12 protein-coding genes are annotated in these 11277 nt (G+C 55.2%); 6 read left to right on the forward strand and 6 right to left on the reverse strand.

What is annotated here, in order from left to right:
• Positions 1-5: 5 nt before the first annotated feature.
• Positions 6-1193, reverse strand: coding sequence for a cystathionine beta-lyase (metC, locus tag O1722_RS03840; RefSeq protein ID WP_033487659.1), 1188 nt, complete (start codon positions 1191-1193; stop codon positions 6-8).
• Positions 1194-1444: 251 nt separating this feature from the next.
• On the opposite strand from metC, the gene exbB reads away from it, so the two are divergent.
• Entirely contained in the window at positions 1445-2176 is a 732-nt protein-coding gene (gene exbB / locus O1722_RS03845) for a tol-pal system-associated acyl-CoA thioesterase (RefSeq protein WP_003862482.1), read from the forward strand.
• Between the two features lie 4 nt (positions 2177-2180).
• Positions 2181-2606, forward strand: coding sequence for a TonB system transport protein ExbD (exbD, locus tag O1722_RS03850; protein WP_100151314.1), 426 nt, complete (start codon positions 2181-2183; stop codon positions 2604-2606).
• 80 nt (positions 2607-2686) lie between these two features.
• Here the strand turns inward: exbD and O1722_RS03855 are convergent, their stop codons facing one another.
• Positions 2687-3112, reverse strand: coding sequence for a hypothetical protein (locus O1722_RS03855; RefSeq protein ID WP_017382748.1), 426 nt, complete (start codon positions 3110-3112; stop codon positions 2687-2689).
• Position 3113: 1 nt separating this feature from the next.
• Complete coding sequence (locus tag O1722_RS03860) at positions 3114-3518, reverse strand: hypothetical protein (protein ID WP_032649523.1); 405 nt, start codon at positions 3516-3518, stop codon at positions 3114-3116.
• Positions 3519-3621: 103 nt separating this feature from the next.
• Between O1722_RS03860 and O1722_RS03865 the strand changes: the two genes are divergently transcribed.
• Together O1722_RS03865 and O1722_RS03870 are read left to right on the forward strand one after the other, a co-directional pair.
• Positions 3622-4125, forward strand: a complete 504-nt coding sequence (locus O1722_RS03865) for an ESA_00282 family adhesion-associated protein (protein ID WP_033487658.1) — start codon at positions 3622-3624, stop codon at positions 4123-4125.
• 43 nt (positions 4126-4168) lie between these two features.
• The gene (locus O1722_RS03870) at positions 4169-4657 is read left to right on the forward strand and encodes a TIGR00645 family protein (RefSeq protein ID WP_006811956.1); all 489 of its coding nucleotides are present in this window, start codon (positions 4169-4171) and stop codon (positions 4655-4657) included.
• 104 nt (positions 4658-4761) lie between these two features.
• On the opposite strand, the gene O1722_RS03875 is transcribed toward O1722_RS03870, so the two are convergent.
• Positions 4762-5802: an aldo/keto reductase gene (locus tag O1722_RS03875; RefSeq protein ID WP_032649519.1), complete on the reverse strand. Its 1041-nt coding sequence runs from the start codon at positions 5800-5802 to the stop codon at positions 4762-4764.
• A gap of 151 nt (positions 5803-5953) precedes the next feature.
• Here O1722_RS03875 and O1722_RS03880 point away from each other — a divergent pair, with 151 nt between their 5' ends.
• Positions 5954-7501 carry a methyl-accepting chemotaxis protein gene (locus tag O1722_RS03880; RefSeq protein ID WP_017382744.1) on the forward strand — a complete coding sequence of 516 codons (1548 nt, stop codon included), beginning with the start codon at positions 5954-5956 and terminating at the stop codon, positions 7499-7501.
• Here the strand turns inward: O1722_RS03880 and fucR are convergent.
• Both fucR and yghU read right to left on the reverse strand, forming a co-directional pair.
• Positions 7491-8252 carry an L-fucose operon activator gene (gene fucR / locus O1722_RS03885; RefSeq protein ID WP_015571863.1) on the reverse strand — a complete coding sequence of 254 codons (762 nt, stop codon included), beginning with the start codon at positions 8250-8252 and terminating at the stop codon, positions 7491-7493. The genes O1722_RS03880 and fucR overlap by 11 nt on opposite strands.
• A 76-nt stretch (positions 8253-8328) precedes the next feature.
• Entirely contained in the window at positions 8329-9195 is an 867-nt protein-coding gene (gene yghU, locus O1722_RS03890; protein WP_003862465.1) for a glutathione-dependent disulfide-bond oxidoreductase, read from the reverse strand.
• A gap of 183 nt (positions 9196-9378) precedes the next feature.
• Between yghU and gss the strand changes: the two genes are divergently transcribed.
• Positions 9379-11241: a bifunctional glutathionylspermidine amidase/synthase gene (gene gss / locus O1722_RS03895; protein WP_032655021.1), complete on the forward strand. Its 1863-nt coding sequence runs from the start codon at positions 9379-9381 to the stop codon at positions 11239-11241.
• Positions 11242-11277: the final 36 nt, after the last annotated feature.

Below are 11277 nucleotides of genomic sequence, written 5' to 3' on the forward strand. Positions count from 1 at the left end.
GCACTTTACACGATGCGCTCAAATCCTGCCGATAAATCCGCAATTAAATCGTCCACATTTTCCAGCCCGATATGCAGGCGGATTAAGGTCCCCTCGAAGTCCACCTCGCCGCCTGGGCGCAGGGCCGCAATCTGCTCCGGCTGGTTGGGCAGGATCAGCGATTCAAACCCACCCCATGAATAGGCCATGCTGAAGAGGGTAAAGTTATCCAGATAGCTTGCCAGTTCGGCGTCATTCAGGCGCTTTTTAAGAACAAATGAGAACAACCCGCTGCTGCCCGTAAAGTCACGTTGCCAGTATTCGTGGCCCTTGCTGCCCGGCAGCGCCGGATGGTTAACGCGCTCCACCTGCGGATGCAGCGCCAGCCACTGTGCAATTTGCAGGCTGCTTTCGTGATGCTGACGCAAACGTACGCCGAGCGTACGGATGCCCCGGCTGGTCATGTAGGCGGTATCGGCATCCACCATCTGGCCCATCAGGTAGGCGTTTTCACGCAATTGATCCCAGCAGCGGGCGTTAGACACCGCCGTACCGATCATGCCGTCGGAATGGCCAATCAGGTATTTGGTCGCCGCCTGAATGGAGATATCGATGTCAAATTCCAGGGCTTTAAACAGCACACCTGCCGCCCAGGTGTTGTCGAGCATGATGATCGCTTCCGGCGCTATGCTGCGCACCGCCTTCACGATGGCCGGGACGTCATGCACTTCCATGGTGATGGAGCCGGGAGATTCCAGGAACACAACGCGCGTGTTGGGCTGAATAAGCCCGGCAATACCGGCTCCAATCAGCGGATCGAACCAGCTGGTGGTGACGCCGAGCTTGCTGAGTATTTTGGTGCAGAAGTCCTGGCTTGGCTCGTAGGCGGTATTGGTCATCAGGACGTGGTCACCCTGTTCCACAAACGCCAGAATAGTATTGGCGACCGCCGCCGCGCCGCACGGGAACAGCGCGCAGCCCGCGCCGCCCTCCAGTTCGCACATGGCTTCCTGCAACGAGAAATGGGTTAACGTGCCACGACGACCGTAAAACAGCCCGCCCTTCGCGCGATTACGCGTAGCGATTTTTTTATCTTCAACGGTATCAAACACCAGCGAGGAGGCGCGCTGGATCACGCTGTTGACCGAGCCCTGCGTGTATTTCTTACTGCGTCCTGCCTGCACCAGCGTGGTCTCAAGCTGCTTTTTAGTCATGTTCGCTAACCCTTTTTTTATACGTCTGGACGTCCAGACTACCACGATTGTCAGAATGTGCATCCGGATGCTTATCGAATAAGCAGAAAATATTATCAAAAATTCGCATAAGAAATTTTTACTGCGTAAGCGCAAGGAAAGTGAGCGAAAATTACGGCACTATGTAAATACTAATGAGAACTACTATCAATTCGACGACGTTTTGATATTATTACGTTCAGATTTTGTGATTTGCGTCCTGGAGATACAGAGTGGGTAATAATTTGATGCAGACGGATCTCTCCGTTTGGGGCATGTATCAACATGCTGACATCGTAGTTAAGATTGTGATGATCGGCCTGATTCTGGCGTCCGTGATCACCTGGGCTATCTTCTTCAGCAAGAGCGCCGAACTTCTTTCACAAAAACGCCGCCTCAAGCGTGAGCAGAAGCAGCTGGCGGAAGCCCGCTCTCTGGATCAGGCTTCTGATATCACCTCATCCTTCCATGCGAAAAGCCTGACTACCCTGTTAGTGAACGAAGCGCAGAACGAGCTGGAACTCTCCGCAGGCAGTGAAGATAACGAAGGCATTAAAGAGCGTACCGGCTTCCGTCTGGAGCGTCGCGTTGCGGCCGTGGGTCGTCATATGGGCCGCGGTAACGGCTACCTGGCGACTATCGGCGCCATCTCCCCGTTCGTCGGCCTGTTCGGTACCGTCTGGGGCATCATGAACAGCTTTATCGGTATCGCCCAGACGCAGACCACTAACCTTGCGGTCGTCGCGCCGGGTATCGCAGAAGCGCTGCTGGCCACGGCTATCGGTCTGGTTGCCGCTATCCCGGCGGTTGTTATCTATAACATCTTCGCGCGCATGATTGGCAGTTACAAAGCCACACTGGGTGACGTTGCCGCGCAGGTTCTGCTGCTGCAAAGCCGCGATCTGGACCTGAACGCCAGCGCCGTTAAACCGGTACATGCGGCGTCCAAACTGCGCGTAGGTTGATTGTATGGCAATGCGTCTTAATGAAAATCTGGACGATAACGGTGAAATGCATGAGATCAACGTGACGCCGTTTATCGACGTCATGCTGGTTCTGCTGATTATCTTTATGGTTGCCGCACCGCTGGCGACGGTGGACGTGAAGGTGAATCTGCCTGCGTCCTCCAGCCAGCCGCAGCCGCGTCCGGAAAAGCCTATTTACCTGTCCGTGAAGGCCGATAAGTCCATGTTCCTGGGCAACGATCCGGTAACGGATGCCTCGGTTATTCCGGCGCTGGACCAGCTGACCGGCGGCAAGAAAGACACCACCGTCTTCTTCCGCGCGGATAAAACCGTCGATTATGAAACCATGATGAAGGTAATGGACACGCTGCATCAGGCGGGATACCTGAAGATTGGTCTGGTCGGCGAAGAGAAAGCGTCCGCGAAGTAAAACGAAAGCTTTTGCAGCCTTCCCTGCCGGGTGGCGGCGTCGCTTTACCCGGCCTGCATTCCGCAACAATCATTGTTGACTCACACTGAAGGCGCCGTCGGCGCCTCTTCATCAAGCGCTACACAGGTCACGTTTGAAGTTCGGTAATGACCTTCCGAGAGTTTACGGGTCAGGCGCAGGGTGGCTGTCTCGCGTGCCAGCAGGTACTGATAGTTCGCCTCCAGTCGCCCGAGGATCTTCTCTTTAAGCTCAGGGCGCTGTTCAATAATGGCGTTCATCACCGCGCCGTAAATCTCCTCCTTGGCCTGCAAGGCGTAAATCTCCCGACGATTCTGCCATTTCAGGCGCACCAGCGTGGCCGGAATCGAAACCAAATCCTGCGTAATTCGCGTCATCTCGTCATTTTTTATCTTTTTCAGGGCGTCGAGATTCTGCTTTAAGATAAATTCATCGCTTTTCTTATCATCTAAAGTCAAATAAACGTTATTACCGCTGTCATCATTCACGTTAATCTTCCCCCAGGTTATAAAAAATGGGATTGTTTTTTTCACGCGTAATTAAATTAAGCCAAATTTCATTGCCGGCCTCATTTATTTGCTGCGTTTTCTCGGTCATTATTTGACTGAGCGTCTGGGCATCTATTTCCCCTTCGGCCTGTAAATCATTTAGTAGATGAACTAAGGCTTCAATCTTGATGGCGCGAAATAAACGCTCTTTTAAATGGCGATCGTGCTCTTCCAGCACCATATTACGGGATTTGCCGGTGCGTGAAACACCAATTAATATGTCGGCTTCATAGTCGGAGAGTTTTCTTTTTCCTTGAGTGAAATTCGCCTCTTTATCTGCTTCCGTCGAAGGCTGTTCCACAGGCGTAATGTGGTACTTTGCCGGGACAAGATTGTCGGGCAGCATTTTAATTTCCTTTAATTTCAAAAAAGGTGGGGGTGGAAAAAGGGTGAGATTCGTTGACAATAACATGAGGCAATTTTAAAATCAAAAAAAATGGAGCCTACCCATGAACAGCATTTTCTTTACGGTCATAACGTTACTATTACTGACCGCTGGCGTGCTTTTATTGATGCAAGAGTTAAATAAACCGAAAGCGTCAAAAGACGTCAGTGAACCGCCGCAGCCTGAATTGATGTCGAAAGAGGAGGGGGAAGATCATTTCTCCGTATTGATGAACGCCGTGACGCCGGTCTGGTACTGGCGGGTAAATCACGAATATATCGATTTTCTCCATGCGACAATTAAGCGAATGAAAATGGCTGAAATTAATGATACGCCCGGCCTGTTCGACGCGCAGCGCCGTTGTAGCGACCTTAATTCGGCGGTTTATAAATATTACGACAATATCAAAAAACGCTGTCTGAATGGCGAGAAGGTGTCGTACTCCGATTTAGACGTATTAAATCTGCGCCAGTGTTTTCGCGAGTTTAGCCTGGAAGCCTACCCGGAACTGGTCGCGCTGGTCTGGCCGGAGTATGCGCGTCCGGATGTGGATCCCAACGAGGTATAGTTGAGATATACTGAGTGCTGGTTTCGTTTGCAGACAGGATTTTATGGAACGCTTCTTTGAAAACGCAATGTATGCCTCTCGCTGGCTGCTCGCACCCGTCTATTTTGGTCTCTCCCTGGCGCTGGTCGCCCTGACGATCAAGTTCTTCCAGGAGATATTTCATGTCCTGCCAAACATTTTCTCCGTGGCAGAAGCCGATTTGATTCTGGTTCTGCTGTCGCTGGTGGATATGACGCTGGTGGGGGGATTACTGGTGATGGTGATGTTCTCCGGTTATGAGAATTTCGTCTCTCAGCTTGATATCGCCGAGCACAAAGAAAAGCTCAACTGGCTGGGGAAAATGGATGCCTCATCGCTGAAGAATAAAGTCGCGGCGTCGATTGTGGCGATTTCGTCTATACACCTGTTACGCGTCTTTATGGACGCGAAAAACGTCCCGGATAATAAGCTGATGTGGTATGTGATTATCCACCTGACGTTTGTGCTGTCGGCGTTTGTGATGGGGTATCTGGATAAGATCAGTAAGAAATAAATTCACCATGCCCCTCACCCTAACCCTCTCCCACAGGGTGAGGGAATATCAATCTCCCTCTCCCTGTGGGAGAGGGACAGGGTGAGGGCAGCAGGCCGCACTATTTATTTATCCGACGACGCCTGCCACAAATTCAGCTCACCATCCGCAACGTGCTGGTCAATCCGCGTCAGTTCATCTTCGCTAAAGCGCAGGTTATTCAGCGCCTGAACGTTCTCTTCCAGCTGCTCCGGGCGGCTCGCGCCAATCAGCACCGACGTTACACGCTCATCTTTCAACAGCCAGCTTAGCGCCATCTGCGCCATCGTCTGCCCGCGCGCGTGCGCCATTTCGTTCAGCAAACGAAGGCTGCTCAGGTTGGCTTCCGTCAGCATTTTCTCCGTCAGGCCGCGCACTTTTTTCCCTTCGCGTTGCATACGTGAACCGTCCGGAATACCGTTCAGGTATTTTCCGGTGAGCAGGCCCTGTGCCAGCGGGGTAAAGGCGATACAGCCCGTTCCGTTTTTCTCCAGCGCGTCCAGCAGGCCGGTCTTGTCGACCCAGCGGTTAAGCAGGTTGTAAGACGGCTGGTGGATCAAAAGCGGGATCTTCCACTCGCGCAGCAATTCGGCCATTACCGCCGTGCGTTCCGTGGAGTAGGACGAAATGCCGACGTACAGCGCTTTTCCGCTCTGCACCGCGTGCGCCAGCGCGGAGGCGGTCTCTTCCATCGGCGTGTTTTCGTCTACGCGGTGAGAATAGAAAATATCCACATACTCCACACCCATGCGTTTCAGGCTCTGGTCGAGGCTGGCGAGCAGGTATTTACGTGAACCGCCCGAACCATACGGCCCTGGCCACATGTCGTAGCCCGCTTTGGTGGAGATGATCAGCTCGTCACGATACCCGGCAAAATCCTCCCGCAGCAGACGGCCAAAATTCTCTTCAGCGCTGCCTGGTGGGGGGCCGTAGTTGTTGGCAAGGTCAAAGTGGGTAATACCGAGATCGAAGGCCTTACGCAGCAGCGCGCGCTGGGAATCGAGCGGCTGAACGTGACCGAAGCTGTGCCACAGGCCTAGCGACAGTGCCGGTAAGCGCAGGCCGCTTTTGCCGCAGTATCGGTACTGCATGTTTTCGTATCGGCCGGTGTAAGGGTGCCAGGACATGATGTCTCCTTTCTTGTCGGTGAATTTTCGAAACAACGTTTTCATTCTATGCCGACTCGATAACAAAAAAGTATATTTTCTGCGGTAGCTGCCGATAAAGAGGGTAGTACTCGCCTCTGGGCGAATTCACCCTCACGGCAAGGAATACTCAATGAAGATGCTTCGTAATTTCACCATCCGTTTCGTCATGCTGACGATACTGGGGATCTTTTGTGTCATGTGGGCAGGCGTGGGGCTTTACAGCACCTGGTCTCTGTCTCGTGTTTCTGATGGTAATGACGTTGACCGCCAGCTGGTCCGGCAAATGACGGTGCTGAGCCAGGGCAACGATCAGTATTTCCGTTTCGTCACCCGCCTGAGCCGGGCGATGGAAGTTAAAGCGGCGGGCGGCACGCCGGACCTGGCTCCTGCACAGCAGGCGCTGGATAACATGAGTAAAAAGCTGGCAGAGATGAAAGCTATCTCTCCGGGCCCGATGGATGAAAAGGTGTCTGCGCAGGTGATTTCCACCTGGCAGGCGCTGCTCGATCGTGGCGTGACGCCGCAGATGGCGCAGGCGAAGCAGGCGACGCTCGAAGGCTATCGTCAGCATGCCAACAACGTCACGCCGCCGCTAAGCCGTGCATTCGGGTCAGCGGCTGAGAACTTTAACAACACCGCGGCGAAGGCGCTCGACAGCACGCGCGTGGTGGTCGACGGCCTCACCAGCATGACCCGGACGGTGATTATCACCGCCACGATCGTGGGTCTGTTGATCCTGCTGTTCACCGACCGCTACCTGGTGGCGATACTGGTAAAACCGCTGGATCGTATCCGTCAGCAGTTCCGCCAGATTGCGCAGGGCGATCTCAGCCAGCCGATTGAATCCTTTGGCCGCAACTGCGTGGGGCAACTGGTGCCGCTGCTGAGCGCCATGCAGGACAGCCTGCGGGAAGCGGTCAGCACGATTCGTTCCGGCAGCGAGAATATCTGGCGCGGGGCAACGGAGATCTCCAGCGGGAATAACGATCTCTCTTCGCGTACCGAAGAGCAGGCCGCCGCGCTGGAAGAGACCGCGGCCAGCATGGAGCAGCTAACCGCAACGGTGAAGCTGAACGCCGAAAGCGCGCGCCAGGCCAGCCAGCTTGCGGATGTCGCCTCCAGTACGGCCAGCCGCGGCGGCTCGCTGGTGGAAGATGTGGTCACAACCATGAGCGGCATTTCGGACAGCTCGAAAAAAATCGCTGAAATCACTACCGTCATCAACAGCATCGCCTTCCAGACCAATATTCTGGCGCTGAACGCCGCGGTGGAAGCGGCCCGGGCCGGGGAGCAGGGGCGGGGCTTTGCGGTCGTGGCGGGTGAGGTGCGTAATCTGGCCAGCCGCAGCGCGAATGCGGCAAAAGAGATCGAAGGGCTGATTGCAGATTCCGTTGCCCGCGTGGAGCATGGGGCGCAGCTGGTGAACGATACCGGCACCACGATGGAAGCGATCCTGCGCGACGTGACGGAAGTGACCGTCATTATGAAGCAGATCGCCACCGCGTCAGAGGAGCAGAGCAAAGGTATTTCTCAGGTCGGCGTTGCCATCACGCAGATGGACGGCGTGACCCAGCAGAACGCCTCGCTGGTGGAGCAGGTTTCCGCCGCCGCCGCCGCACTTGAACGGCAGACCGAAGAACTCCAGCGCTCAGTGCAGAAATTCCGTCTCACCGCGTAACCTCTCGTGTCAGGCCGTCTCTGGCGGCCTGACGTTTATCGCTCTGAATAATCTGTGTCACCTGCGACAGCTGACCAATTTTCACTTCACTTGCCCGCATAAATTTACTTTTGTCGATCAGCAGCAGCGACTGGCTGGCGCGGTTTAACAGCAGCGCCTTAAAGCCCGCGTTGTGCTCGGACGGATCCCAAAGGACGCCATGCTCATCGACCCCTTCACACGAGAAGATGAACAGATCGATCTCCAGCCCTTTTAGCTGCGTCACCAGCGCCGGGTTAACATAGCAGCGATACTTACGCTCAAGCGTTCCGCCGGAGCAGATAAGCGTGATCCGCTCGCGCTTTGCCATCTCGTGGCAGATAGGCAGACTGTTGGTAAATACGGTGAGGTCGATGTCCGGCAACTGGCGCGCCAGATGAAAGCAGGTTGAGCTGGCGTCGAGGGCGATGGTCATCCCTTCGCTGATCCAGCCCAGCGCGTGGCGGGCAATATCGGCTTTGTCGGCATAATGGCTTTTCAGGCGTGCGCCAAAGGGTTCACCGCTGTCGCGGCTGTCCGGGTGAATCAGACGCGCACGCCCGTGCTGGCGCAGAAGCTTCCCCTGCTGCTGCAACGACTTCAGATCCCGGCGGATCGTCTCTTTGCTGACGGAGAGCTTTTCAGCCAGCACATCGGTAGTCAGCCAGTCGCTTTTACTCAGCAAGGTGATAAGACTCTGCTGTCGGGTCGCTTTTAGCGTCTGGTCTGACATACGAGGCTCCTTGCGCACGCGTGCTGACGCATTTTTCTCATCGCGGAAGAAGGGCGGCGAACCGCCCGGTCATGGATCAACCCTGACGTTTATCTTCCGTCTGGGTATCGAAGTCGCTTGCTGAATGACGCTCATGTAACTGCTCGTTCAGTTCGCCGTTGGTACGGTTAACAATGCGCCCGCGTTTAACGGCCGGACGATTCGCCACATCTTTTGCCCAGCGCTGCACGTTGGTGTACTTCCCGGCATCCAGGAACTCGGCGGCGTTATACACGCTGCCCAGCGCCACGCAGCCAAACCATGGCCAGACTGCCATATCCGCAATGGTATATTCCTCACCCGCTACGTAACGACCGCGCGCCAGCTGTTTGTCCAGCACGTCGAACAGGCGTTTAGCTTCCATGGTGAAGCGATCGATAGCGTACTCAATCTTCACTGGTGCGTAGTTATAGAAGTGGCCAAAACCGCCGCCGAGGAACGGGGCCGCGCCCTGTAACCAGAACAGCCAGTTCAGGGTTTCCGTTCGTCCTGCCGGATCTTTTGGCAGGAAGTGACCAAATTTCTCGGCCAGGTAGAGCAGGATATTGCCGGATTCAAAGACGCGCGTCGGCGGGGTGGTGGAGTGGTCACGCAGGGCCGGGATCTTCGAGTTCGGGTTCACGTCGACAAAACCGCTGGAGAACTGATCGCCCTCACCAATGCGGATCAACCATGCGTCGTATTCCGCGCCCGTCACGCCCAGCGCCAGCAGCTCTTCCAGCATGATGGTAACTTTCTGTCCATTCGGCGTACCGAGAGAGTACAGCTGGAGCGGGTGCGCGCCCACAGGTAGCTCTTTCTCATGCGTCGCGCCCGAGACGGGACGGTTGATGTTGGCGAACGCGCCGCCGTTATTCTGTTTCCATTCCCACACTTTCGGTGGCTGATAGGTGTTATCTGACATGTTGGCCTGCCTTTTTGGTGTTGTGTTGAGGCAGTGTAGCAGGAGATGCAGGAACCGTTTAACGATGCGAGCGTAATGGGCAGGGCGGGTGTATGATAACGCCACCTCTGTCAGTTAATTACAACGTGCAGACGACGACAACCCCACAAAAAAATTGCCGCCTGCCTGTTTTAGGTTGGACACATGCGTAAAGGAACGTTAAGCAGTGACGCACCCTTCGGGACGTTATTAGGTTATGCGCCGGGTGGCGTGGCGATTTACTCTTCAAATTACGGCAGTCTCGATCCGCGTCACTACCCGGAAGACGCGGAATTCCGCAGCTATATCGGCAACGAATACATGGGCCATAAATGGCAGTGCGTTGAGTTTGCGCGCCGTTTCCTGTTTCTCAATCACGGGTTTGTTTTTACCGACGTCGGGATGGCGTGGGAGATCTTCTCCCTGCGTTTTTTGCGCCAGGTGGTAAACGACAATATTTTGCCGCTACAGGCCTTTGCTAATGGCTCAAAACGCGCGCCGCAGGCCGGTGCGCTGCTCATCTGGCAAAAGGGCGGTGAGTTTCATGAAACCGGCCACGTCGCCGTCATTACCCAGCTGCTGGATGACAGAGTGCGCATTGCCGAGCAGAACGTTATTCACTCCCCGCTGCCGATGGGGCAGCAGTGGACGCGCGAGCTGCGTCTGAGCGTGGAGGACGGTTGCTATACGCTTCATGACACGTTCAACGATACCGAGATCCTCGGGTGGATGATCCAGACGGAGGAGACGGAACACAGTATTCCTCAGCCGGAGATCGACGGTGAACTGCTGAAAATCAGCGGCGCGCGATTGAAGAACAACCGTCAGTTCGACGGAAAATGGCTCAATGAAAACGACGCCCTGCAACAGGCGTACGTTCGCGCCAACGGCCACGTTATCAACAACGATCCCTGCCAGTACTTCACCATTACCGAAAGCGCCGAGCAGGAGCTGATCAAAGCCACCAACGAACTGCATCTGATGTACCTTCATGCCACCGACAAGGTGCTGAAAGACGACAGCTTACTCGCGCTTTTCGACATCCCGAAAATTCTCTGGCCGCGTCTGCGTCTCTCCTGGCAGTGGCGTCGTCACCATATGATCACCGGTCGTATGGATTTCTGCATGGATGAACGCGGCATCAAGGTTTACGAGTACAACGCGGATTCCGCCTCCTGCCATACCGAGGGCGGGCTCATTCTTGAAGAGTGGGTGAAAAACGGCTATCGCGGCACCGGCCACAATCCGGCGGAAGGCTTGCTGGAGGAGCTAACCGGCGCATGGAAGCACAGCCACGCTCGGCCGTTCGTCCATATCATGCAGGACAACGATACCGAAGAGGATTACCACGCGCTCTTTATTCAGCGCTCGCTGATCCAGGCCGGGTTTGAAACCAAAATCCTGCATGGACTGGGGGCGCTGAGCTGGGATGCCGCCGGGCAACTGATTGATGATGAAGGCCGTCACGTCAACTGCGTATGGAAAACCTGGGCGTGGGAAACGGCGATTGAGCAGATCCGCGAGGTGAGCGAAACCGAGTACGCCGCCGTGCCTATCCGCACCGGTCACCCGCAAGGTGAAGTCCGCCTGATTGACGTCCTGCTGCGCCCGGAAGTGCTGGTCTTTGAACCGCTGTGGACGGTGATCCCAGGTAACAAGGCGATCCTGCCGGTGCTGTGGCAGCTGTTCCCGAACCACCGTTACCTGCTGGATACCGATTTTGAGGTCAACGATCTGCTCAAACGGACCGGTTATGCCGTTAAACCGATCGCCGGACGCTGCGGGAGCAATATCGATCTGATCGGCGCCCAGGACGAACTGCTGGACCAGTCCAGCGGCAAGTTTGTTGACCGCAAAAATATCTACCAGCAGCTATGGTGCCTGCCGAAAGTTGACGGCAGATACATTCAGGTCTGCACCTTTACCGTGGGCGGGAACTATGGCGGAACCTGTCTGCGCGGGGATGACTCGCTGGTGGTGAAGAAAGAGAGCGATATTGAACCGCTGATTGTGGTGAAAGATAAATAACGTCTCCCTGTTATAAAAACGCCCCCGCAGGGCATG

It is taken from the genome of Enterobacter cloacae complex sp. HYC003_NIDB, assembly GCF_056673375.1.

Bases quoted from the DNA above. Each gene is read 5' to 3' on its own strand.
- exbD (WP_100151314.1), top strand. From the start codon at position 2,181: ATGGCAATGCGTCTTAATGAAAATCTGGACGATAACGGTGAAATGCAT.
- O1722_RS03880 (WP_017382744.1), top strand. From the start codon at position 5,954: ATGAAGATGCTTCGTAATTTCACCATCCGTTTCGTCATGCTGACGATA.
- metC (WP_033487659.1), bottom strand. From the start codon at position 1,193: ATGACTAAAAAGCAGCTTGAGACCACGCTGGTGCAGGCAGGACGCAGT.
- O1722_RS03875 (WP_032649519.1), bottom strand. From the start codon at position 5,802: ATGTCCTGGCACCCTTACACCGGCCGATACGAAAACATGCAGTACCGA.
- O1722_RS03870 (WP_006811956.1), top strand. From the start codon at position 4,169: ATGGAACGCTTCTTTGAAAACGCAATGTATGCCTCTCGCTGGCTGCTC.
- gss (WP_032655021.1), top strand. From the start codon at position 9,379: ATGCGTAAAGGAACGTTAAGCAGTGACGCACCCTTCGGGACGTTATTA.
- fucR (WP_015571863.1), bottom strand. From the start codon at position 8,252: ATGTCAGACCAGACGCTAAAAGCGACCCGACAGCAGAGTCTTATCACC.
- yghU (WP_003862465.1), bottom strand. From the start codon at position 9,195: ATGTCAGATAACACCTATCAGCCACCGAAAGTGTGGGAATGGAAACAG.
- O1722_RS03860 (WP_032649523.1), bottom strand. From the start codon at position 3,518: ATGCTGCCCGACAATCTTGTCCCGGCAAAGTACCACATTACGCCTGTG.
- O1722_RS03865 (WP_033487658.1), top strand. From the start codon at position 3,622: ATGAACAGCATTTTCTTTACGGTCATAACGTTACTATTACTGACCGCT.